This window comes from Antrihabitans stalactiti, assembly GCF_012932915.1.
In the GTDB taxonomy this organism is placed as follows: domain Bacteria; phylum Actinomycetota; class Actinomycetes; order Mycobacteriales; family Mycobacteriaceae; genus Antrihabitans; species Antrihabitans stalactiti.
In genome coordinates this window covers 23,835-46,888 of record NZ_VCQU01000002.1, presented here as the reverse complement: position 1 = coordinate 46,888, position 23,054 = coordinate 23,835, and the positions used below count along the sequence as shown (strand labels likewise).

Here is a 23,054-nt window from a genome sequence, read left to right as displayed (position 1 = left end):
GATATGAAACTCGGAGCATCCAATGGACCTGGCCTCGATCGCTCGCGCCGACGGCGCCGAATTCATCCTCGCCATGTTCGTCACGATGGCTGGGAAGCCCTGCGCGAAGTTGGTGCCGATCGAAGCCGTCGACGAACTCGCCGAAGACGGCGTCGGTTTCGCCGGACACGCAGCGGGGTTGATGGGACAAGTACCGAAAGACCCAGACCTGGTGGCGATTCCGGACCCGGAGTCATACACTCCACTGCCGTTCATCAAGCCGGGACTCGCTCTCGTACATTGCGATCCCCACGTCTTGGGCAAGCCTTGGCCGTTCTCACCCCGCGTGATTCTCCGCAAGGTGTTGGCCGATGCACTCGCCATGGGATTCGAGGTCAACGTCGGCGCAGAGATCGAATACTTCTTGCTCCAGCGAGACGAATCCGGCGAACTCCGGACCGCCGACGGTCTCGATACCCGTCGGCTGCCCTGCTACGACGCCCGCGACGTCACTCGGATGTACGACCACCTGACCGCAGTCTCGAAAGCGATGAACACCCTGGGCTGGGGCAACTACGCGAACGACCACGAGGACGGCAACGGTCAGTTCGAGCAGAACTTCAACTACGCCGACGCCATGACGACCGCCGACCGCGTGATCACGCTGCGCTATTTGTTGTCGGTCCTCGCCGAACAACGTGGCATGACAGCTACTTTCATGCCGAAGCCGTTCACCGACCGCACCGGTACCGGAATGCACATGCACCTGTCCCTCTGGCGCGACGGCGCATCGGCAATTCCGGATTCTGCCGATCGCCGTGGCCTCGCGTTGTCGGCCACCGCGTATTCCTTCATTGCAGGGATTCTCGAGCACGCCCAGGCGTTACAAGGGGTCATCGCTCCAACGGTGAACTCCTACAAACGAACCGGTGCCACCTCGACCGCCACCGGTGCAACCTGGTCGCCTCGAGTCGCCACCTATGGCGGCAACGACCGGACACATTTCCTGCGCGTTCCCGATTCGAATCGAGTCGAGCTCCGCGGAGCCGACGGATCGGCGAATCCGTACCTTGCGGCTGCGGCCACCATCGCCGCTGGGCTCGACGGTGTGAACCGAAAGCTCGATCCCGGCGACCCTGGGCCTGCTTCGGCTCGGGGAGCCTTGCCCCAAACGCTCTTGCACGCCATGGACGCCCTCGAATCGGATGGAATCGTCTCCGGCGCTCTCGATTCAGCAGGTCCGGGCGTGAGCGACTACTTCGTGAAATGCAAACGCGAGGAATTCTTCGAGTGGCACAACACGGTGACGCCGTGGGAAGTCGACTCGTACCTGACCGCATTCTGACAAACCTGAAGGGAAAACACGCAATGTGCGGAATCGTCGGGCTCCACTTACGTGAGCCTGCGCTCTACCCTCGCCTCGGCGCTCTGCTGACGGGCATGCTCGCCGAAATGTGCGACCGCGGGCCGGATTCGGCCGGCATCGCTATCTACGGCGACCCCACCTGGTCGCCGCCGAACACGTCGACCGTGTCGGTGCTCGATGCGAGGCCCGGGCTCGCCGAAGCGTTGACAACTCGACTCGGAGTCGCCGTACACGCGATCCACCTTGCACCGATGACATTGGTGCACAGCGCAATCGACTGTGGTTCGCTCGCCGACGCAGTAGCTGCCGTCGACCCTGACGCAATTGTCGTGGGGTTCGGCGACGACGTGACCGTACTCAAGGGAATGGGTAACCCGATCGTGCTCGTGGACGGCTTCGGCCTTTCGAAGGCGACCGGCTGGCAAGCGGTCGCGCACACAAGAATGGCGACCGAATCTGCGGTCACGCCCGCCGGCTCGCATCCGTTCGCCGTCGGACCCGACCAGTGCCTTGTGCACAACGGTTCCTTCTCCAACCACGCGACCATCCGACGCGAACTCCAGCGCTCCGGCGTCCGGTTCGACAGCGAGAACGACTCCGAGGTCGGTGCCCGATTCGTCGCGCAACAGCTGGCGAACGGCGCAGACCTCGAGAAGGCGTTGCGGCTACTGTGCGACACCTTCGACGGCTTCTACACCTTGCTCGTCACGACCAAGGATTCGTTTGCGGTAGTCCGGGATCCGATCGCCTGCAAGCCCGCGATCGTCGCCGAGACCGCCGCATGGGTGGCGATGGCATCGGAATATCGCGCGCTCGCCGGACTCCCCGGTATCGACTCCGCACACATCTTCGAACCAGAGCCGGAAGAGGTCTACGTATGGCACCGCTGATCGACTTGGCGTCCGTGGGCACCCGCGAGCTCAACGCGACATTGCAGACGTTGCCACCCGGCGACGTAGTCCGAGTGACCAACACCCTTGGCGCACATGCACTTGCGTGTGGGCTGAATGCAGAAATCGACGTCACGCTCGACGGGCACGTCGGCTACTACTGCGCTGGCATGAACCAACTGGCTACGGTCACTGTCAACGGGAACGCCGGAGTCGGCGTCGCCGAGAACATGATGTCGGGAACCGTCCGCGTCCGCGGCGACGCTTCGCAGTCCGCCGGAGCGACAGCACACGGTGGCCTGTTGGTGATCGAAGGAAACGCGGCCGCACGCTGCGGCATTTCGATGAAAGGCGTCGACATCGTCGTCGGTGGGTCCATCGGCCACATGAGTGCCTTCATGGGCCAAGCCGGCCGTCTCGTCGTGTGCGGCGATGCCGGTGAGGCGCTGGGTGATTCGCTGTACGAGGCTCGCATCTACGTTCGCGGATCGGTTGCCTCACTCGGTGCGGACTGTGTCAAGAAGGACATGCGGCAAGAGCACCTCGACGAGGTAGCCGCTCTGCTGAAAGCAGCGAACTTCGATGCCGACGCTAGCGAGTTCAACCGCTACGGCTCCGCGCGGCAGCTCTATCACTTTCACGCCGACCATGCCGCGACATACTGAGGAGAACACCATGTCTTGGGGTTTACGCGAGTCTGCCACGTTCGACCGCAACGTCATTCACGAAATCCAGCGCGCCGCCGAGACCGGCATCTACGACATCCGCGGCTGGGGAGCCAAGCGTCCACTCCCCCATTTCGACGACCTGTTGTTTCTTGGCGCGTCGATGTCGCGCTACCCGTTGGAGGGCTACCGGGAACGATGCGACACAGACGTCATCCTCGGCGACCGGAACGCGAAATATCCACTACACCTGGATATCCCGATCACGATTGCCGGCATGAGCTTCGGCGCATTGTCCGGCCAGGCGAAGGAAGCGCTCGGACGCGGCGCGAGCGCGGTCGGAACCTCGACCACGACCGGTGACGGTGGCATGACACCCGAAGAACGCGACCAGTCCAAACACTTGGTCTATCAGTATCTTCCGTCCCGGTACGGGATGAATCCGGACGACCTGCGCCGAGCCGATGCCATCGAGGTGGTACTCGGCCAAGGCGCAAAGCCAGGCGGCGGCGGAATGCTGTTGGGGCAGAAGATCACCGACCGGGTCGCGGGAATGCGCACGCTGCCGCCCGGGATCGACCAACGCAGCGCCTGCAGGCACCCCGACTGGACCGGTCCCGACGACCTCGCGATCAAGATCATCGAGCTCCGCGAGATCACCGGCTGGGAGAAGCCGATCTACATCAAGGTCGGCGCGACCAGGACCTATTACGACGTGGCCCTCGCGGTGAAGGCCGGCGCGGACGTCGTCGTCGTCGACGGCATGCAAGGCGGAACGGCTGCGACGCAGGACGTCTTCATCGAACACGTCGGCATACCAACCCTTGCCGCGATTCCGCAGGCGGTCCAGGCGCTGCAAGAATTGGGCGTCCATCGGAAGGTGCAGCTCATCGTCTCCGGAGGCATTCGCAGCGGGGCCGACGTCGCCAAGGCCATGGCGCTCGGGGCCGACGCCGTGGCGATCGGGACCGCAGCGCTGATCGCGTTGGGCGACAACAGTCCTCGGTATGCCGAGCAGTACCAGCAGCTCGGTTCCGAGGCCGGCTGCTACGACGATTTCCAGGCGGGACGCGACCCAGCAGGAATAACGACGCAGGATCCGGACCTCGCGGCGAACCTGGACCCCGTCGAGGGCGGTCGGCGACTTGCGAATTACTTGCGGGTCCTGACGATGGAAGCGCAGACGTTGGCCCGCGCCTGCGGTAAGTCGCATCTGCGCAACCTCGAACCGGAAGATCTGGTCGCGTTGACGATCGAGGCAGCGGCGATGGCGCGGGTGCCCCTCGCCGGCACGTCCTGGATTCCAGGTACGCCGCTGTGACGGATGTCGATGTCGCAGTCATCGGTGCGGGCCTGACGGGCGCCTGCACGGCGTGGCAACTGGCCCGCCGGGGTATCGAGGTCGCACTGATCGACGCCTATTCCCCCGGCCACACCCACGGCAGCTCGCACGGGAGCGCACGGATCTTTCGCCGCGCCTACCCGGACCCGTTCTACGTCGAGCTGACCGCCCGCGCATCGCTCGAATGGCGCCGACTCGAATCCGAAAGCGGCCGAACGCTGCTCACGATCACAGGTGGGATCGACCACGGACGAATGCGAGACCCCGCCACACTTGCCACCACGATGGCGCAGTGCAACGTCGACGCCGAATTGCTGACCGCCGAAGACGCAGCGGCTCGTTGGCCCGGAATGCGGTTCGACGGCCCTGCGCTGTTCCACGCCGATGCTGGCGTCGTGGATGCCGACGCGACGGTTGTGGCTGCAGCCCACCTGGCCGCAAATGCCGGCGCGATTCTCATGTTCGACAACCCAGTGACAGCAATGCGACACGACGGCAACAGATTTCGCATCAGCGCACCACGACCCCTCACTGCCCGCCGAGTCGTGATCGCCGCCGGACCGTGGCTGCCCGAGCTGACCGATCAACTCGCCCTAGGCACAATCCTGCCAACGTTGACCGTGCGGCAGCAGCAGGTCTTTCATTTCGCTCTTCGCGACCCGAGCGCGAGCTACCCCGTATTCGTGCACAAAGATGATCTGCAAATGTACGGTCTGCCTTCGGGTTCGGATGTCGATGTTCCGGCGGTGAAGATCGGGCGGTTCGACGACGGCGTCGTCACGACCGCATCGACCCGCTCAGGAACGATTCCCGACGAGCTCCGCGACCCCGTTATCGACTATGTGCGGCAATGGCTTCCGGCGCTCGCCCCGGAGCCCATCGGGCAGGCGAGCTGCCTGTTCACGATGACCGACGACGAGGATTTCATCATCGACCGCATCGGTCCCGTTGTCATCGCCTCACCATGTTCGGGCCACGGCGCGAAGTTCGCCCCGCTGACCGGACATCTTGCGGCCCAACTCGTACTCGGCGAAGCACAACCGGATCCGCGCTTCACTCTCCATTAGGCTCAGCCTATGGCGTCCGACAATGTCCACCGCGATACCGGCGATCCGGCACCGGTCGAACGGGAGATTCCGCCGGACGCCCCGACTGGCCCCGACCTCGAGCGGGTCATCGCGGCCCAGGTCCGCAAGCTACGCAAGTCGAGTGGCCTTTCGATCGGCGACATGGCAGACAAGGTCGGCATCTCGAAGGCCATGCTGTCGAAGATCGAGAATGCTCAGACCTCCTGCAGTTTGGCGACTCTGGCGCGCCTCGCTGCCGGCCTGGACGTGCCGGTGACTTCGCTGTTCCGCGGCGCAGACTCGCAACGGGAAGCGGTGTTCGTCGAGGCTGGCCGTGGAGCCGAAATCGTCGGCCGTGGAACACGAGTCGGGCACCATTACGAGCTGCTCGGCGCCCTTCGCGGCCAGCACAAACGGCTCGAGCCGGTGCTCGTGACACTCACCAACGAGAGTGAGGTCTTTCCCCTCTTCCAGCACGCAGGCACGGAGTTGCTCTACATGTTGGAGGGCGTCATGGTGTACGGCCACGGCGATTCCGAATACACGCTGCGTCCCGGCGACTCATTGCTGCTCGACGGCGAGGCACCGCACGGACCGAACGAACTCGTTCGCTTGCCGATACGGTTCCTCGCCGTCACTGCCTATCCTGACCGTCACGACGACTGACGGTCAGGCCTTCGACTCCACAGCGGCGTCAGCGGCGAGAGCCTCGGCTGCGGCAGCGACCGCAGACTCCGAAGAGCCGCCGACCGTTGCCAACTCCATGGCTTCCAAGATGTATGCCGTCTCGCCGTGAATCGCGACGTCGAGGCCTTCGGACTCGGTCTCCTTGTCGACGCGCAGACCCATCGTCATATCGAGCACCTTCGCGATGGCGAAGGTCACGGTGAAGGTGTACGCGAGCACCGCCAGCACAGCCACGGTCTGCTTGCCGAGTTGACCGAAGCCGCCGCCGTAGAACAAGCCAGCGATGGCGTTGGGGGCGGTGTCGGTCGCGAAGAAACCGATCAGAAGTGTGCCCAGGATGCCGCCGACGAGGTGGATACCGACGACGTCGAGTGCATCGTCGTAGCCGAGCTTGTACTTCAACGAGATCGCGTAGCAGCACACGACACCCGCGAGCGCACCGATTGCAACGGCACCGAGCGGCGACACCGCACCACAGGCAGGAGTGATGGCGACGAGCGCCGCGATCATGCCGGACGCCGCACCGAGCGAGGTCGCATGCCCTTCACGGAACCGCTCGGCAGCCAGCCAGCCGCAAATGCCCGCGCACGTCGCAACCATGGTGTTGAGTACGACGACCGACGCGCCGTTGGTCGCGGCCAGAGCGGAACCACCGTTGAAGCCGAACCAACCGAAGTACAGCATGCCTGCGCCGAGCATGGTCAGCGGGAGGTTGTGCGGTCGATGCGGATGCGGGAAGGCATGCCGCTTGCCGAGTACGAAAAGCACTGCCAGCGCCGCGATTCCAGCGTTGATGTGAACCGCGGTTCCACCGGCGAAGTCGATTGCCTTGAGCTTGTTGGCGATCCAGCCACCCTTGACCGACCCGTCGGCGGAATCGAAGGCGAACACCCAATGTGCAACCGGGAAGTAGACCAAGGTCGCCCAGATCCCGCGAAGACCATCCAGCCGCCGAACTTCATCCGGTCGGCGAAAGCACCGGAGATCAGAGCGACAGTGATTGCGGCGAAAAGCAATTGGAAGGCAGCGAACACCGCAGGCGGCAACCCCGCGCCTTCTGGCGCGGCGAGAAGCTTACCGAGGCCCAGGAATTCGAACGGGTCACCGAGCAAGCCTGCGCCACCCACCGAATTACCGAAGCTCATCGAATAACCGAACAGCACCCAGAGCACGCCGACGACGGCAAAGGCACCGAACGTCATCATCGCCATGTTCAGCGTGTTCCGGACGCTGACCATACCGCCGTAGAACAAGGCGAGCCCGGGAATCATCAGGGCGACGAGCGCAGTCGCGGCGAGCATCCACGCCGTGTTGGAGGCAGCTATCGGATCCATATGTTTCACCTTCGTCGACGAGGATGGCGCGAGGCAGCGCCGTCTTACACGGTGATTCACCGTCATCTGAGAGTGAACCCGGCAAATGTGACCACAAATGCCACGTTGGTGACGAATGTGTAACGGAACTTCAGCAGGTAAGTTAGAACGTGTTCTAACTTACGAGAGGAAATTGGACCATGGCAGCAGAGATTCGGGACGTCGTCGAGCAGTATGTCGCACTGGTCGGCAAGGGAGCGACCGACGAGATCGTCGCCCTCTACGCCGAAGACGCGGTGGTGGAAGATCCGGTCGGCACCGAACCGCACCGCGGGCACGAGGCGATCCGAAAGTTCTATGCCGCGATCGAGGGGTTGGAGAAGCGCACCGAACTGATCACCGCTCGCATCTCGGGCAGTAGCGCGGCCTTTCACTTCAGTGTCGTCACGACGGTCGGCGACAACGAGGTCGAACTGTCCCCGATCGACGTGATGACCTTTGCGGACGGCAAGATAACCGACATGAAGGCGTATTGGAGTCAGGAAGACTTCATCTTCCGAACGGCCTAGCGTGCCTGCACCGCTGGGTGAGGTGCAGCAGGTAGGCGAGCGCACGTGGGCCTACCTGCAATTGCCTGGTACGTGGTTCCTCAACAACGCAGGCATCATCGGCGGTCCGCGCCCCGTGCTGGTCGACACCTGCGCCACGGACCGCCGCACCCGTCATTTGCTGGATTCAGCCGCCGGACTGGTCGGATCGCTGACGGCGTGCATCTCGACCCATTTCCATGCCGACCACACGTTCGGCCACCACCTCCTCCCCCAGGGCCTGCCGATCTGGGCCGCCGAGTCGGCTCGTGACGACGCTGCGGCCACGGGGATCCAGCACTACGAGGGCGTGTTCGACCAACCCGAATGGGGTGCGCAGACCTTGCGGCTCGCGACGGACGTCGTCGGCAACTCGCCTGTGAAAATCGGTGCGGTACACGCAGTTCGACACCGGGGTGTCGGTCATACCGCAGGCGATGTGGTCGCGTGGGTTCCCGATGACGGCGTCTTGTTCACCGGCGACCTCATTTTCGCCGGAGTCGCGCCGCTCGGCTTTCACGCCTCCTTCGCAGGTTGGCGCACCGCGCTCGAATGGTTGCGGACCTTCGACGCCGATGTGGTGGTTCCCGGCCACGGTCCGGTGGTGGCCCCGGCGTCGGCGATCGCCGACGTCGACGAGTACCTCGCACTGATCATCGACACCGCGCAGGTAGCACTGGACCGGGGACTAGCACTGCTCGACGCGGCGGATCGCCTGGCAGACAACCGCTTCGCGACCTGGGGCAATGCCAGAGAGCGAAGCGTGATCAATCTGGCGATCGCCATCGCCGAGCTGCGTGGCGAGCCGATCGCACTGGAAGACGCGATAGGGCCCGCCCTCGAGGATGCGGGCGGGCCCTTCGAATGTGAGGCCTAGCGGGCGGTCGCGACCCACGCCGCCTGCGGCGCGTACACCGGGGGTGCCGCCGCCACGACCGGATTTCCTCTGCCATGCAGCACCAATGCGTAGGCGAGGCAACCGAACGCAGCGACGTTCGCTAGCGTGCGCGCCACGTTCCACACCACCCACGCACCTTCGAAATGCGCACGAGCGGAAGTGAAATCGCCGTTCGCTACAGTAGCGAGCTGATCGTTGAGCGGAATGTTCGCGCCGCTCGTGACGAGGAACATCACGACATACAGCACCAACCCGGCGATGACCCACGGCAACGCGGTCCGATTGCCGTCGCGCCACACCAGGATCGCGGCGACGGCGCTGAAAATCAGCCCACCCATGTAGACGAGGAGAAACACCGGGTTGACGATGACGACGTTGATCCGGTTCATCACGCTCACGAACACCTCGTCGTCGGACGAGCGCAGCGCGGGCATGACCACGACCGCGAACGTGAAGAACAATCCCGCCATGAGACCTGCGGTGATGGTCGACGCAACGAGCAAGCCGGTCTGCAGATTCTTCATCGTTCTCACTCCTTCACGTTCCACACGCCGGACTGAGCGGTGTCCCACGCGAAGTCGTAGAAGTCGCGCGGCTTGCGGCCGAGCGCGCGCTCGACGCCGTCGCTGAGGTAGGCATTGCGCCCGTCGAGGACCGTGACGAACAGGTACATCAACAGCTCGATCAGATCCGCCGGCAGCCCCTGCTCGGTGACTGCGGCAACGTAGTCCTCGGCAGGCACCTGGACGAACCGGATCGGGCGGTCGACGGCGGTGGAGATTTCACCGATGGCTTCGGCGAAGGTGAGCAACCGCGGTCCGGTGACTTCGTACACCTGCCCGGCGTGCCCGTCCTCGGTCAACGCCGCGACCGCGACGTCGGCAATGTCGTCGGCGTCGACGAACGGTTCACCAACGTCGCCGACAGGTAGGACCAACTCGCCTTCGATGATCGAATCCACCATGTAGTTCTCGCTGAAGTTCTGGTTGAACCAGCTCGCCCGAACACAGGTCGCGTCGATGCCGGATTCCAGTACCACGCGTTCGGCGGCTTGGGCTTCCTCTTCGCCGCGACCCGACAGCAGGACCAGCCGGGTCACGCCTGCGGACTTGGCTTCCTCGGCGAACGCTCGGACCGCATCTTTGGCTCCCGGAACGGCGAGGTCCGGGTAGTAGGAGATATAGGCGGCGTCGACGCCTTGCACGGCGGGTGCCCAGGTCGAGCGGTCGTCCCAGTCGAAGGGCGGCTGCTCCGACCGCGAGCCGATTCGCACGTCGACGCCCATGGCGCGAAGCCGGTCGACGATCCGCCTGCCGGTCTTGCCGGTTCCGCCGAGGACGAGAGTGGTTTTGGTGGTAGACATTTGCGCTCCTAAGTTGGCTGTCGGTCTCTTCAACCTTCGCGTTCGGGATGAGCCCGAACAACGTCGAAGAGCGCAACATTCGTTAACCTGAGCGGTAACGATCCTCAGGGGGTGTCATGGAACGACGCGACATCGAGATCTTCTTGACGCTCGCCGAAGAGCTGCATTTCGGGCGGACCGCGGATCGGTTGCACGTGTCCACCGCGCGGGTCAGCCAGACGATCAAGCAACTCGAACGCCGGATCGGGGTGCCGCTGTTCGAGCGGACGAGCCGAAAGGTGACGTTGACACCGATTGGTCGCGCGCTACTCGACGATGTCGGACCGGCTTACGACCAGATCATCCGCGGGTTCGAGAAGGCGATCTCGGCGGGCCGCGACATCGAGGGCGAGCTGAACGTCGGATTCTTTCGCGCGGCCGCCGGACAGTTCGTTCTCGAAGTTGCCGACGCCTTCCGCGCCAAGTACCCGGCGACAGAGGTGCACATCCGGGAGAACCAGGTCGGCGACGGGCTGGACCAGCTGCGCACGGGCAAGATCGACTTGCTGCTGCTCATGTTGCCGCTCATCGAGCCCGATCTGGTGACGGGTCCGGTCGTCGTCCGCGAAGATCGATTGCTCGCCGTATCGGCACGCCATCCGTTTGCTCGACGGCCGTCGGTGTCGCTCAACGATCTCGCGCGAGACAAGGTCCTCAGCGCGCCGGCCGCGCTTCCGGACTACTTGCGCGACTCGGTCGTTCCAGAACAGACCCCCGACGGCCGACCTATCCAGCGCGGTCCACGGTTCGAGACCATCCAAGAAATGCTGTCGCTGATCGGGGCAGGTAAGGGTATGTATCCGGTGCCTGCGCACACCGCGCGCTATTACGCCCGGCCTCAGGTTGCGTTCGTCCCCTTTGTCGACGCCGAGCCGTTCGAGTGGGCCTTCACCTGGCTCGCCACCGGTGCGACCGCTCGCGTCCGCGCGTTCGATCTGACCGCCCGAGAGGTAGCAAAAAGCCGACTCCGGACCAGGTCCGAAGTCGGCTTCAACGACTGATGGCTACGCGCTCTTGTCGCGACGCTCCGGCCGCTCGCGCTTGCGAGGAACGATCGTCGGCAGCACGTTGTCGACCACCGTCTCGCCGGTGACGACAACCTTGGCGACATCGTCGCGGCTGGGAATGTCGTACATGACCGGGAGGAGCACTTCCTCCATGATCGCGCGGAGACCGCGAGCACCGGTGCCGCGCAGGATTGCTTGGTCTGCGATGGACTCCAGCGCTGCTGTGGTGAACTCCAGCTCGACGCCGTCCATTTCGAACAGGCGCGTGTACTGCTTGACCAACGCGTTCTTCGGCTCCGACAGGATCTTGACCAACGATTCCTTGTCGAGGTTCGTCACCGATGCGACCACCGGCAGACGACCGATGAACTCCGGAATCAACCCGAACTTGATCAGGTCTTCCGGCATGACCTCGGCGAAGTGGTCCTGCGTGTCGATCTCGGCCTTCGAATGCACCTCGGCACCGAAGCCGATGCCGCGCTTGCCGATGCGATCGGACACGATCTTCTCGAGGCCGGCGAACGCGCCCGCGACGATGAACAGAACGTTCGTCGTGTCGATCTGAATGAATTCCTGATGCGGGTGCTTGCGGCCACCTTGCGGCGGCACGCTGGCTTGAGTGCCTTCGAGGATTTTCAACAGCGCCTGCTGCACACCTTCACCGGAGACGTCACGCGTGATCGACGGGTTCTCGCTCTTGCGGGCGATCTTGTCGACCTCGTCGATGTAGATGATGCCGGTCTCGGCACGCTTCACGTCGTAGTCGGCAGCCTGGATCAGCTTGAGCAGGATGTTCTCGACATCCTCGCCGACATAGCCCGCCTCGGTGAGTGCCGTGGCATCGGCGATGGCGAACGGCACGTTGAGCATCTTCGCCAAGGTCTGGGCAAGGTAGGTCTTGCCGCAGCCCGTGGGTCCGAGCATGAGGATGTTCGACTTCGCCAGCTCGACCTGCTCACCACGCGCGTCGCGGGCCTTGTCGCCTGCCTGGATGCGCTTGTAGTGGTTGTAGACGGCGACAGCCAAGGTGCGCTTGGCCGTGTCCTGGCCGATGACGTAATTCTCGAGGAAATCGCGAATCTCCATCGGCTTGGGAAGCTCGTCGAGCTTCACCTCGCTGGACTCGGCCAGCTCCTCCTCGATGATCTCGTTGCAGAGATCGATGCACTCATCGCAGATGTAGACCCCAGGCCCCGCAATGAGCTTCTTGACCTGCTTCTGGCTCTTTCCGCAGAAAGAGCACTTCAGCAGATCGCCGCCGTCACCGATGCGCGCCATCTTGTAAGGTCCCTACTTCCTTGTCCGCGTGCGACCGTCGGTTCCGACTGTCGACGTTGCTGCGTGCCGACAATCAGTAGCCGAGGGCCATGATGTGACCGTACCCGCACTTGCTGAGTGAGGTCGACTGGTTGCCGGTGATTCGCGTAGAGAACGCTGCATTTGCCGCTCCTCCACTGAATACGTTCGATTCCTGAAGCCATTGATTCGAGGCTCTAGCGTTGCGTGTTTCGCTTCGATAGAGCCGCAAATCGAACCCACCGGCGTGTCGCTACTGCTGCTATTTCTGGGCGCTGAGCTTGCGGTACCCGAACACGGTATCGATGATCCCGTAGTCCACCGCTTCTTGTGCGGTGAGGATCTTGTCGCGGTCGGTGTCCTTGCGGATGACGTCGGCGTCCTTGCCTGTGTGGTGCGCCAACGTCGTCTCCATGAGGCGGCGCATCCGCTCGATCTCGGCAGCCTGAATCTCCAGGTCCGACACCTGACCCTGGATGCCGCCCTCGACGGAAGGCTGGTGGATCAGGACGCGAGCGTTGGGCAGGCACGCACGCTTACCGGGCGTACCGGCCGCCAGCAGGACCGCTGCCGCAGAGGCAGCCTGGCCCAGGCACACGGTCACGATGTCGGCCCGCACGTACTGCATCGTGTCGTAGATCGCCATCAGCGCGGTGAACGAGCCACCGGGCGAGTTGATGTACATCGTGATGTCGCGGTCCGGGTCCTGCGACTCGAGCACCAGGAGCTGTGCCATCAAGTCGTTGGCCGACACGTCGTCGACCTGCGATCCGAGGAAGATGATGCGCTCCTCGAACAGCTTGTTGTAGGGATCCGAGGTCTTGACGCCGTAGGTGGTCTGCTCGGTGAACTGCGGGAGGATGTAGCGCGACTGCGGTGCATTCATCGGCGCTGCTCCCGGGGCGAGGCGGGGGTCGAACAAGTTGGCCATCTTGTCTCCAAACGAAGTCTGTGGGGTGGGCACGGCTGGGGGTCGAGCTAGTGCGAGGCCGTGCCGCCGGCCTGTGTTGCACGCGAGATGACGTGATCGACGAAGCCGTATTCCAGCGCCTCGGGTGCGGTGAACCAGCGGTCACGATCGGCGTCCGCAGTGATCTGCTCGACCGTCTGACCGGTGTGCTCGGCATTGAGCTCGTTGAGCTCCTGCTTCGTCCGCTTGAGCAGCTGAGCCGTGATCGCGATGTCGGCAGCCGTGCCACCGAAGCCACCCGAGGGCTGGTGCATCATGATCCGCGCATGCGGCAAGGCGTAGCGCTTGCCCTTCGCGCCCGCAGTCAACAGGAACTGGCCCATCGAGGCGGCCATGCCCATGCCGTAGGTCGCGATGTCGCATTCCGCGAACTGCATGGTGTCGAAGATCGCCATTCCAGCGCTGACCGAGCCGCCCGGCGAGTTGATGTAGAGCGAGATGTCCTTGGTCGGATCCTCGGCCGTGAGCAACAGAATCTGAGCGCACAGCTTGTTGGCGATGTCGTCGTCGACCTGAGTGCCGAGGAAGATGATGCGCTCGCGCAGCAGGCGCTCGTACACCGAGTCGCTGAGATTGAGACCTGCTGTAGCCGACGTCATGACCGGACTCCGCGAAGCCGATCCGCGGTCGTGGGTCGCGCCATAATTCTCTGTCACGGTACCTGCCTTCTTCCTCGCACCTGAGTTGCTGTCACAAACACTAACGAAGGAAGGCGGCGCCGGAGTCCCGGCGCCGCCTTTCTTCGCTCATAGCGGAATAGCTCGTTTACTGCTGCGCGTCTTGGACGTCAGCTGCTGTGTCGTCGGCAGCATCGTCGTCGGCTTCGACGACCTCGTCGGCGACGACCGTCTCGCCGGCCTCGCTGCCGAACAGCTCCTTCGTGTCGATCGCATTGCCGTCGGTGTCGGTGACGCTCACCCGATCGACGACGCCGGCGAGTGCCTTGCCGCGTCGAACGTCGGAGAACAACGCACCGAGCTGGTTGGCCTGCGTCATCTCCTGCATGAACTGCTCCGGCGCCATGCCGTAGCGACGAGCCTGGAAGATGATGCGCTCGGTGAGCTCTTCCTGGCTGACGTTGGTCTGCTCCGACTCGGCGATCTGGTCCAGCAGCAGCTGCACCTTGACGGACCGCTCAGCGGCCTTGCGTGCATCTGCCTCGAACTCTTCGCGGCTGCTGCCCTGCTCGGCGAGCAGCGCGTCGAGCGCTTCCTCGTCGTGGTCCAGGCCATGCACGGCATCGTGGAGCGCGGCGTCGACCTCGGCCTTGACGACACCTTCGGGAACGGGAATCTCCACCGTCTCCAGCAGGGTCTCCAGCACCTTGTCGCGGATGGCACCGGCCTGCTCGACCCGGCGAACCCGGCCGACGCGCTCACGAAGATCTGCCTTCAGCTCGTCGAGCGTGTCGAACTCGCTCGCAAGCTGAGCGAAGTCGTCGTCCGCTTCCGGCAATTCCCGTTCCTTGACGGTGCCGACCGTGACGGTCACCAACGCGTCCTGACCGGCAAAGTCGCCGGCCACGAGGGTGGACGTGAACTCCTTGGACTCGCCGGACGACAGCCCGATGATCGCCTCGTCGAGCCCGTCGATGAGCTGACCCGAACCGACCTCGTGCGACAGTCCGGTTGCGCTGGCCTCGTCGACGCTCTTGCCGTCGACCGTGGCGCTCAAGTCGATGGAGACGAAGTCGCCGTCCTGGACCGCGCGGTCGACACCGGTGAGCGTGCCGAAACGCTGGCGCAGCGACTGCAGCTGCTCGTCGATGTCGTCGTCACCGATCGAAACCGGGTCGACAGCCACGGTGATCGTGGAGTAATCCGGCAACGTGATCTCGGGCCGGACGTCGACCTCGGCCGTGAACGCAAGTTCCTGGCCGTCGTCGATCTTGGTGATCTCGATGTCCGGCTGACCGATGGCCTTCACAGCCGAGCTGTCCAGCGCTTCGCGGTACTTGCCGGGCAGCGCGTCGTTGACGACCTGCTCGAGGATCGCGCCGCGGCCGACTCGGGCCTCCAACAACTTCGCGGGCGCCTTGCCCGGTCGGAAACCGGGGATGCGCACCTGCTGCGCGAGCGTCTTGTATGCGCGGTCGAAGTCAGGCTTGAGCTCCTCGAAGGGCACCTCAACGTTGATCCGGACGCGCGTCGGGCTCAGTTGCTCGACGGTGCTCTTCACGGCAAATACTCCTTTGTAGACCTGGTCGTTCCTCACTTCACGGCCGAGAAAGGCACGTGGTCTTGCTGGTCGGGGTGACAGGATTTGAACCTGCGACCCTCCGCTCCCAAAGCGGATGCGCTACCAAGCTGCGCTACACCCCGTTCACTGATCGAGCCAGCACGCCATCCTACGCGACGCACGCTAGCGGCCGGCACCACCCGGTTGGCGTTGCCGGCGATCGGTTGGGTACAGTCTCTCAACGCACACGACATCAGTGGCGATCCCATGCGATGTCGTTTGCACGCCGATGTAGCTCAATGGTAGAGCCTCAGTCTTCCAAACTGATTACGCGGGTTCGATTCCCGTCATCGGCTCAACGTCCTTCTCACACGCGCCGGTCGTGACGATCCGACGACGCTAGGAACTCACACTGACTCACGTGACAGCCGACTGGCTCGCGCTCGCAGCGGCCGCCGGGGTGGCGGGGGGCTTGCAGATCGTCCGACTCTGGCGACGAGCCAACCGAGACCTGGACGACGCCTTCGAGGACCTGCTCGACGACGACGGCAAACCCGATGCCTTGGAGTTTCGCGCCGCGTAGGCTCCGAGCAAATTACGCGCGGCGCGGAGGCAACCATGGACGGCTTCATTGTTTTCGGCGTCGTCGCCGTGATCCTTTTCGGGATCTGGAGCGCTACCCGAGGCGGCCGACGGGGCGGCGGCGATTCCGGCGGCGACAGTGGCAGCAGTTGCGGTGGCGGCGACGCCAGCGACAGCGGCAGCAGTTGCGGCAGCGGCTGCGGGGGTGGCGGGGACTGACCGGTTGTGTGGAATAGCTCTCGGATACCGAGTGAAAATCCACACTGTCGCGAGCCCAAAGCTAGTCAGGCTGACAGGTCGGGCACCAGAAGAGGTTGCGACCTTCGAGGACCGTGTATTGGATCGGCGTACCGCAAATCCGGCACGGCAGTCCGGCGCGCCGGTAGACGTAGGTCCGCGGACGACCTTTCGCATACGACCCTTCCCCATGGTCGTCTTCCCGTCTGATCGTGATGATCTTGCCGCGCCGTAGCCCGACCTTCATCATCTCGACGAGATCGATCCACATCGCGTCCCACTCGGCCCGTGAAACCCCGGCGCCGGTGAGCATCGGCGACATGTTGCGCCGGAACAGCAGTTCCGCTCGGTAGACGTTGCCGACTCCCGCGACGACGGACTGGTCCATCAACAGCGCGGCGATGGATCGCTTGGAGCGATGCAGCCGTGCCCAGGCAAGCTCGGGGTCGGCCTTGCGGCGCAACGGATCCGGACCGAGGCGGTTCGCGATGGCGGCCAGTTCCGGCTCGTGCAGCACTTCACAAATCGTCGGACCGCGTAGGTCGGTACCGAACTCGGCGCCGACCATCCGCATCCGGACCTGGCCGACCGGCGGTCCCATCGGCACCTCGGACTCGCTGAACGCCCCGATCAAACCGAGGTGCACATGAACGACAAGGCCCGAATCATAGTGGTGCAGGAGGTGTTTCCCCCACGCCTCGGCCTTCTTCAGCACGTGACCGTCGACAAGGGCTGCGCCGTCTGCGAACTTGCCCTGCGGGCTGGACACGCGAACCTCACGACCTGCGAAGTTGCGTTGATGGACCCGGGCCAGCCGGTGCAGAGTGGGTCCTTCAGGCATTTTGGTTCTTGTTGTCGACGGCGCGCATGCATTCGAGTCTGTCAGAACGGACATTTGCGAGGTTAAAGTTTGCGTCCATGCAGCCGATGAATCCGCCGCCGTCAGCAGCACTCGCGCCGCGCGGACTGTCACCTTACGGTCAGCCGGCCCGGCACAGATTCGAGATTCCGCTGCTGATCCTGGCCATCGTCGTCACGGTGTTCGCCTACCTGATCGCGATCGCGTCTGCTGCGATGGGCAAGGTCTCCGACATCGTGCTCGTCCTGCTCGCGGCGCCGATCATCATCTACTACTTCCGCGGCACGACGTTCGCCGGCCAACGCGTGAACGGCGTCAAGATGTCGCCGACGCAGTTCCCCGAGGGGTTCTACCTCGTGCAAGAGGCGGCCGCGCGGTTCGGCATGAAGAAGGCGCCGGACGCCTACGTCGTTCTGGGCAACGGCCTGATCAACGCGTTCGCATCCGGGCACGGATTCCGCAGATTCGTCGTCGTCTACAGCGACCTGTTCGAGGTGGGCGGCGACGGACGCCAGCCCGACGCACTGGCGTTCGTCATCGGGCACGAGGTCGGCCACATTGCGGCAGGTCACGTTTCCTACTGGCGGCAACTCGGCATGTTCGCGTCGAGCTACATCCCGATCATCGGTTCGTCGCTCATCCGCGGGCAGGAGTACACGGCCGACAACCACGGGTTCTGCTTCAGACCACAAGGCGCTCCCGGGACGATGGGCGTGCTCGGCGCGGGTAAGTATCTCGTCGGTCAGGTCGGCTTCGACGAATTCGCCAACCGCTCGGGAACCGAGACGGGCTTCTTCGTGTGGCTCGTGAACGCGATGTCGTCCCACCCGGTGCTGACGTGGCGCGCGGCGGCACTGCGCGACCGCAGCCGCCACGGAAAGATCTTGTTCCGGCCGACTGCCCCCGCACCCCAGCCACAATTCGGTCCGCCCCAAACTTACGGCGCACCTCCCACGACCGTGCTGGGGCAATCGCCCCAGCCGCAGCCGTGGAACACGCCGTACCAGGCCTAGGTCAGTCGAACTGCGGATCTTCGTGCCGGGTGCGCTTGAGCTCGAAGAAGTGGGGGTAGGACGCCAGCGCAACGGCGCCGTCCCACACCCGGCCGGCGTCTTCGCCGCGAGGAATCCGCGACAACACGGGCCCGAAGAAGGCGACGCCGTTGACGTGAATCGTCGGGGTACCGACGTCGTCGCCGACGGCGTCCATCCCGGCATGATGACTCTTGCGCAGCGCTTCGTCGTACTCCTCGGAATCGGCAGCCTTGGCCAATTCGGCAGGCAGCCCAACTTCGGCGAGCGCGGCTTCGATGACCTCGGGGAAGTTCTTGTTGCCCTGGTCGTGGATGCGGGTTCCCATCGCCGTGTAGAGCGGCAACAGCACGTCGTCACCGTGTTGTTCAGCAGCAGCGATTGCGACGCGTACGGGACCCCACGCCTTGGTCATGAGCTCTCTGTAGTTGTCGGGCAGATCGCGACCTTCGTTCAACACGGCGAGGCTCATGACGTGGAAGTTCGCCTTGATGTCACGTACCGCCTCGACCTCGAGGATCCATCTCGACGTGATCCAGCACCACGGGCACAGCGGATCGAACCAGAAATCGGCAGTATCAACACTCACGCTTAGCTCCCCTGTTGCAGTTGTCTATTCAACTAGGCCAACCTCGTTCGGTGCGAAATCCTTCCCGCCGCCCGGCGATGTTGCTCGCGCGATACGGTTTTGGCAGGTTATCTGCACTTGTGCACTACGCGACGAAGGAGCGAGTCCCACCGTGGCATCACCCAATCTGACCCGTGAGCAGGCGATCGAACGCAAGGCAGCGGTCACCGTCGACAATTACCGGATCGAACTCGACCTCACCGATGGCGCAGGCAATCCCAGCGAGACGACATTCTCGTCTCGGACAACAGTCACATTTCGGGCGACACCGGGAGCAGCAACCTTCATCGACCTGATGGCGACGAAGATCGGATCCGCCGTCCTCAACGGCACCGCGCTCGACGTCAGCGACTACGACGAGTCGACCGGGATTGCCCTGGAGGGTCTCGCCGAGACCAACGAACTGATCGTGGAAGCCGACTGCGCCTATTCGCATACCGGTGAGGGGCTGCATCGGTTCGTCGACCCGACCGACCAATCCGTCTACCTGTACTCGCAGTTCGAAACAGCTGACGCCAAGCGCATGTTCGCGTGCTTCGATCAGCCGGACCTCAAGGCCACGTTCGACGTCGTCGTGACCGCCCCGCACGACTGGATGGTGATCTCCAACGCGGCCTCCATCGGCACCGACGGCGAGGAGGCCGCCACTCATCAGTTCGCGACGACGCCGGTGATGAGCACCTATCTGGTCGCGCTCATCGCAGGTCCGTACGCGCACTGGACCGACCACTTCACCGACGATCACGGCACCATCCCGCTCCGGATCTTCTGCCGCGACTCGCTCGCCCAGCACATGGACGCCGAGCGTCTGTTCACCGAGACCAAGCAGGGCTTCGAGTTCTACCACCGCAACTTCGGCGTGCCGTATGCGTTCGGCAAGTACGACCAGTTGTTCGTTCCCGAGTTCAACGCGGGCGCCATGGAGAATGCCGGTGCGGTGACCTTCCTCGAGGACTATGTCTTCCGGTCCAAGGTGACTCGGGCATCCTACGAACGGCGCGCCGAGACGGTTCTGCACGAGATGGCGCACATGTGGTTCGGCGACCTCGTCACGATGGCGTGGTGGGACGACCTGTGGCTCAACGAGTCGTTCGCCACCTTCGCGTCGGTGTTGTGCCAATCCGAGGCGACCGAATACGTCAACGCCTGGACCACGTTCGCCAACCTCGAAAAGTCGTGGGCGTATCGCCAGGACCAGCTGCCGTCGACGCATCCGATCGCGGCCGACATTCCTGACCTCGCCGCTGTCGAAGTCAACTTCGACGGCATCACCTATGCCAAGGGTGCGTCCGTGCTCAAGCAACTCGTCGCGTACGTCGGCCTCGAGCCGTTTCTGGCGGGACTGCGGGCCTACTTCAAGGACCACGCGTTCGGAAACGCGACGTTCAGCGACTTGCTCGCTGCGCTGGAGCGCTCGTCCGGCCGTGACCTGTCCGACTGGGGTTCGCAATGGCTCAAGACGACGGGGCTCAACATTCTACGGCCCGAGTTCGACGTCGACGCCAATGGCAATTTCACGTCGTTCACGGTCGTTCAAGAGGGTGCCGAGCCCGGGGCAGGCGAGCGCCGAGTCCATCGCATCGCGGTTGGTGTGTACGACGACGTCGACGGAAAGTTGGTGCGTACCAAGCGGATCGAACTCGATGTCGACGCCGTCGAGCGGACCGACGTTCCCGACCTTGTCGGCACCCCTCGCGGCAAGTTCGTGCTCGTCAACGACGACGACCTGACCTATTGCTCGGTCCGGCTGGATGCCGATTCGCTGGCGGTCCTCGTCGACCGGATCGGCGATATCGCTGAGCCACTCCCCCGGACCTTGGCGTGGTCGGCGGCGTGGGAGATGACCCGGCAAGCCGAGTTCAAGGCACGGGATTTCGTTGCACTCGTGCAGCGTGGCGTCGGAGTCGAAAGCGAGGTCGGCGTGGTTCAGCGGCTCCTGCTGCAGGCGCAGACCGCACTCGGCGCATACAGCGACCCGGAATGGGCTGCCGAGCACGGCTGGCCCGATTTCGCGAACCGCGTTCTGGAACTCGCGCGGGAAGCGGAGCCCGGTTCCGACCATCAGCTCGCGTTCGTCAACGCGTTGACGGGTTCGGTCCTGTCCGATTGGCACGTCGAGGTCGTGCAGGAGCTGCTCGACGCAGACCCGGCGACACTCGGGTTGCCGGGCCTCGAGGTCGACACCGATCTGCGCTGGAAGCTGGTGTACGCGCTCGCCGCAGCAGGCGAGATCGACTCCGACGGTGCGGCGACGCCGTTCATCGACAACGAGACCGCGAACGATCCCACGGCTGCCGGTGCACGGCAAGGCGCGCTCGCCGCGACCGCACGTCCGCAGGAGGCCGTGAAGGAACAAGCGTGGGCGAAGGTGATCGGCGACGATTCGCTGTCGAACATCACGACCCGGTCGATCGTCAGTGGGTTCGCGCCGCAGGGTCAGGGCGAGTTGCTGGCGCCGTACCTGCAGCGCTACTTCGCCGACATTCCGGACGTGTGGGCGCGACGCTCCAGCGAGGTCGCGCAGACCGTCGTTGTCGGCCTGTACCCGTCGTGGGCGATCAGCGAAGAGGCCTTGGCGGTCGCCGACGAGTTCCTTGCCGACGACCATCCCCCGGCCCTGCGACGCCTCGTTGTCGAAGGCCGGGCCGGTACGGTCCGGGCGTTGAAGGCCCGCGCCTTCGACGCCTAGGCGCTGTCCGCCTGTGCGCGAGTCTCACCCTCGGAGGGGTGAAACTCGCGCACAGTCTTGCGACGGAGGCTCTTGCCGAAGATGACCTTGATCGCAGTCACGCCGGTGGCAAGCAAGCCGATGATTGCGCTGGGCGAGAAGGCCATCGACAGGACGGTGGTGGTCTTGCCCGTAGGCAGCGGACGCCTCGCGAACCGGTCCTCCAGCCACTTCAGCGTGGCAGGTGCCGCAATCGGCATCAGGAGGATGTGCTCGCTGAGCCGGTCACGCACGTAGGTGACGTGTGCGCCGCCGTCGATGTACCTACGGACCTGACCGTCGACGTCATCGACGGAAATGATCTGGTCGTGCACGGCCTGCACGACGAACAGCGGGCAGCGCGGGGTGCGCTGACCGAGGCGCAGATCTTCGAACACCTCCAGGATCTCCGGCAGCGCAAGCACGTCGGCGAGCGGAGCGTCGATGTAGGAGTCGAAATCGTCGTTGGCCAGGCGCGCGATCGCAAAGATCGTCGACGACCGCTCGGCTAGTTCGAGCAACCGCCGGCCTTCGAAGTTGACGTGTTCGCGTAGCACCCGATCGAGTCCGGGATAGATGTGCCGCAATCCGGCGACGACGATGGCGGGCAGACCGGCGAAGGTCGTGCCGTTGAGCTTGATGAACGTTTCACCCGGGTCGCCCACCGGCGCGCCGAGAGCGGCACCGACGATATCGAGCTCAGGTGCGTACTCGGGCGCCATCTCCGCGGCCCACGAGGTTGCCATGCCGCCGCCGGAGTAACCCCACAGTGCGATCGGAGCGTCGGGAAGCACACCGACGGGCGCAAAGCTCTTGACCGCGCGAATGCCGTCGAGGATGCGATAACCGGGCTCGCGCGGCGCGGCGAAATAACCGTGCAGACCCTCGTGGTCGGCGATCGACACCGCCCAGCCGCGCTGCAGCGCATTGGCGATGACGAGCAACTCGAGCGGCGGGACCGAGCCGGCGGTCCGCGCTCCGCGCTGCAGTGCGTAGGACGGGAAGCACTTGTCCGAGATCGCGTCGATCGCGCACTGATAGGCGACGAGCGGGCGCGGTTCGGCCGGGTCGGCGCCCGCGGGCAGCAGCACGGTGGTGACCGCTGCCTCTGGCGTCAGATGGAGGTCGCTGCTCCGGTAGAGCAGCTGCCACGCCGAGATCTGCTGCGGCACAACGCCGAGCAGCGCTACGTCGATCTCACGGCTCCGGATCACCGTTCCCGGCGCTAGCGCACCGAAGCCCACCGGCGCCACGTAGAACGGGTCGTCGCTGGGCAGGAGTGGACGGGTTCGGCGCTGCGGCTTCTCAGCCGCCGACTCCGGTGTTTCGTTGCTATCGACGTTGAAAGGAACGGTCATGAGCC

At 64.2% G+C, this 23,054-nt stretch carries 22 protein-coding genes, 2 tRNA genes and 1 pseudogene; 14 read left to right on the top strand and 11 right to left on the bottom strand.

Going from position 1 to position 23,054, the window contains the following annotated elements; all coding sequences use genetic code 11:
* Positions 1 to 22: 22 nt before the first annotated feature.
* From glnT to FGL95_RS05875, 6 genes are read left to right on the top strand one after another with little or no spacing between them, the layout of a single operon-like run.
* Positions 23 to 1,324 carry a type III glutamate--ammonia ligase gene (glnT, locus tag FGL95_RS05900; RefSeq protein ID WP_169585314.1) on the top strand — a complete coding sequence of 434 codons (1,302 nt, stop codon included), beginning with the start codon at positions 23 to 25 and terminating at the stop codon, positions 1,322 to 1,324.
* A 23-nt stretch (positions 1,325 to 1,347) separates the two neighbouring features.
* Complete coding sequence (locus FGL95_RS05895) at positions 1,348 to 2,235, top strand: class II glutamine amidotransferase (RefSeq protein ID WP_169585313.1); 888 nt, start codon at positions 1,348 to 1,350, stop codon at positions 2,233 to 2,235.
* Positions 2,223 to 2,900 (top strand): GltB/FmdC/FwdC-like GXGXG domain-containing protein, encoded by a 678-nt coding sequence (locus FGL95_RS05890; protein ID WP_169585312.1) that lies wholly within the window; start codon positions 2,223 to 2,225, stop codon positions 2,898 to 2,900. Before FGL95_RS05895 ends, FGL95_RS05890 begins: the two co-directional genes overlap by 13 nt.
* 10 nt (positions 2,901 to 2,910) lie before the next feature.
* Entirely contained in the window at positions 2,911 to 4,221 is a 1,311-nt protein-coding gene (locus FGL95_RS05885) for an FMN-binding glutamate synthase family protein (RefSeq protein ID WP_169585311.1), read from the top strand.
* Positions 4,218 to 5,309 carry an FAD-dependent oxidoreductase gene (locus FGL95_RS05880; protein WP_169585310.1) on the top strand — a complete coding sequence of 364 codons (1,092 nt, stop codon included), beginning with the start codon at positions 4,218 to 4,220 and terminating at the stop codon, positions 5,307 to 5,309. The genes FGL95_RS05885 and FGL95_RS05880 overlap by 4 nt, the downstream gene beginning before the upstream one ends.
* A gap of 9 nt (positions 5,310 to 5,318) precedes the next feature.
* Entirely contained in the window at positions 5,319 to 5,975 is a 657-nt protein-coding gene (locus tag FGL95_RS05875; RefSeq protein ID WP_169585309.1) for a helix-turn-helix domain-containing protein, read from the top strand.
* Between the two features lie 3 nt (positions 5,976 to 5,978).
* Here the strand turns inward: FGL95_RS05875 and FGL95_RS05870 are convergent.
* Positions 5,979 to 7,330: pseudogene (locus tag FGL95_RS05870) on the bottom strand (ammonium transporter).
* A gap of 179 nt (positions 7,331 to 7,509) precedes the next feature.
* Here FGL95_RS05870 and FGL95_RS05865 point away from each other — a divergent pair.
* Positions 7,510 to 7,878 (top strand): nuclear transport factor 2 family protein, encoded by a 369-nt coding sequence (locus FGL95_RS05865; protein ID WP_169585308.1) that lies wholly within the window; start codon positions 7,510 to 7,512, stop codon positions 7,876 to 7,878.
* Between the two features lies 1 nt (position 7,879).
* Positions 7,880 to 8,773 (top strand): MBL fold metallo-hydrolase, encoded by an 894-nt coding sequence (locus FGL95_RS05860; RefSeq protein ID WP_169585307.1) that lies wholly within the window; start codon positions 7,880 to 7,882, stop codon positions 8,771 to 8,773.
* Here FGL95_RS05860 and FGL95_RS05855 read toward each other — a convergent pair.
* Together FGL95_RS05855 and FGL95_RS05850 are read right to left on the bottom strand one after the other, a co-directional pair.
* Positions 8,770 to 9,318: an anthrone oxygenase family protein gene (locus FGL95_RS05855; protein ID WP_169585306.1), complete on the bottom strand. Its 549-nt coding sequence runs from the start codon at positions 9,316 to 9,318 to the stop codon at positions 8,770 to 8,772. The genes FGL95_RS05860 and FGL95_RS05855 overlap by 4 nt on opposite strands.
* 5 nt (positions 9,319 to 9,323) lie before the next feature.
* Positions 9,324 to 10,157 carry an NAD(P)H-binding protein gene (locus FGL95_RS05850; protein WP_169585305.1) on the bottom strand — a complete coding sequence of 278 codons (834 nt, stop codon included), beginning with the start codon at positions 10,155 to 10,157 and terminating at the stop codon, positions 9,324 to 9,326.
* A 116-nt stretch (positions 10,158 to 10,273) separates the two neighbouring features.
* On the opposite strand from FGL95_RS05850, the gene FGL95_RS05845 reads away from it, so the two are divergent.
* Positions 10,274 to 11,197 (top strand): LysR family transcriptional regulator, encoded by a 924-nt coding sequence (locus FGL95_RS05845; RefSeq protein ID WP_169585304.1) that lies wholly within the window; start codon positions 10,274 to 10,276, stop codon positions 11,195 to 11,197.
* A 3-nt stretch (positions 11,198 to 11,200) separates the two neighbouring features.
* On the opposite strand, the gene clpX is transcribed toward FGL95_RS05845, so the two are convergent.
* The 5 genes from clpX to FGL95_RS05820 all read right to left on the bottom strand — a co-directional run bounded on the left by clpX (position 11,201) and on the right by FGL95_RS05820 (position 15,790).
* Entirely contained in the window at positions 11,201 to 12,481 is a 1,281-nt protein-coding gene (clpX, locus tag FGL95_RS05840) for an ATP-dependent Clp protease ATP-binding subunit ClpX (RefSeq protein WP_169585303.1), read from the bottom strand.
* A gap of 280 nt (positions 12,482 to 12,761) precedes the next feature.
* Entirely contained in the window at positions 12,762 to 13,430 is a 669-nt protein-coding gene (locus FGL95_RS05835) for an ATP-dependent Clp protease proteolytic subunit (RefSeq protein ID WP_169585302.1), read from the bottom strand.
* A 47-nt stretch (positions 13,431 to 13,477) separates the two neighbouring features.
* On the bottom strand, positions 13,478 to 14,068 hold the full coding sequence (locus FGL95_RS05830; protein ID WP_169585301.1) for an ATP-dependent Clp protease proteolytic subunit: 591 nt from the start codon (positions 14,066 to 14,068) through the stop codon (positions 13,478 to 13,480).
* A 166-nt stretch (positions 14,069 to 14,234) separates the two neighbouring features.
* Positions 14,235 to 15,647, bottom strand: coding sequence for a trigger factor (gene tig / locus FGL95_RS05825; RefSeq protein WP_169585300.1), 1,413 nt, complete (start codon positions 15,645 to 15,647; stop codon positions 14,235 to 14,237).
* Between the two features lie 66 nt (positions 15,648 to 15,713).
* Positions 15,714 to 15,790, bottom strand: a tRNA-Pro gene (locus FGL95_RS05820).
* A gap of 142 nt (positions 15,791 to 15,932) precedes the next feature.
* On the opposite strand from FGL95_RS05820, the gene FGL95_RS05815 reads away from it, so the two are divergent.
* The 3 genes from FGL95_RS05815 to FGL95_RS05805 all read left to right on the top strand — a co-directional run bounded on the left by FGL95_RS05815 (position 15,933) and on the right by FGL95_RS05805 (position 16,448).
* Positions 15,933 to 16,003 (top strand) — tRNA-Gly (locus FGL95_RS05815).
* A 65-nt stretch (positions 16,004 to 16,068) separates the two neighbouring features.
* A complete protein-coding gene (locus FGL95_RS05810; protein WP_169585299.1) occupies positions 16,069 to 16,230 on the top strand; it encodes a hypothetical protein in 162 nt (53 codons plus the stop codon).
* 35 nt (positions 16,231 to 16,265) lie between these two features.
* Positions 16,266 to 16,448: a hypothetical protein gene (locus FGL95_RS05805; protein WP_169585270.1), complete on the top strand. Its 183-nt coding sequence runs from the start codon at positions 16,266 to 16,268 to the stop codon at positions 16,446 to 16,448.
* Positions 16,449 to 16,509: 61 nt separating this feature from the next.
* On the opposite strand, the gene FGL95_RS05800 is transcribed toward FGL95_RS05805, so the two are convergent.
* Positions 16,510 to 17,307 (bottom strand): Fpg/Nei family DNA glycosylase, encoded by a 798-nt coding sequence (locus FGL95_RS05800; protein ID WP_169585298.1) that lies wholly within the window; start codon positions 17,305 to 17,307, stop codon positions 16,510 to 16,512.
* Between the two features lie 77 nt (positions 17,308 to 17,384).
* Between FGL95_RS05800 and FGL95_RS05795 the strand changes: the two genes are divergently transcribed.
* The gene (locus tag FGL95_RS05795) at positions 17,385 to 18,338 is read left to right on the top strand and encodes a M48 family metallopeptidase (RefSeq protein ID WP_169585297.1); all 954 of its coding nucleotides are present in this window, start codon (positions 17,385 to 17,387) and stop codon (positions 18,336 to 18,338) included.
* A gap of 1 nt (position 18,339) precedes the next feature.
* On the opposite strand, the gene FGL95_RS05790 is transcribed toward FGL95_RS05795, so the two are convergent.
* Positions 18,340 to 18,945, bottom strand: a complete 606-nt coding sequence (locus FGL95_RS05790) for a mycothiol-dependent nitroreductase Rv2466c family protein (RefSeq protein WP_169585296.1) — start codon at positions 18,943 to 18,945, stop codon at positions 18,340 to 18,342.
* A gap of 151 nt (positions 18,946 to 19,096) precedes the next feature.
* Between FGL95_RS05790 and pepN the strand changes: the two genes are divergently transcribed.
* Positions 19,097 to 21,673, top strand: a complete 2,577-nt coding sequence (pepN, locus tag FGL95_RS05785; RefSeq protein WP_169585295.1) for an aminopeptidase N — start codon at positions 19,097 to 19,099, stop codon at positions 21,671 to 21,673.
* On the opposite strand, the gene FGL95_RS05780 is transcribed toward pepN, so the two are convergent.
* Entirely contained in the window at positions 21,670 to 23,049 is a 1,380-nt protein-coding gene (locus FGL95_RS05780; RefSeq protein WP_169585294.1) for a lipase family protein, read from the bottom strand. The two genes, pepN and FGL95_RS05780, sit on opposite strands and share 4 nt — an antisense overlap.
* Between the last annotated feature and the right edge of the window lie 5 nt (positions 23,050 to 23,054).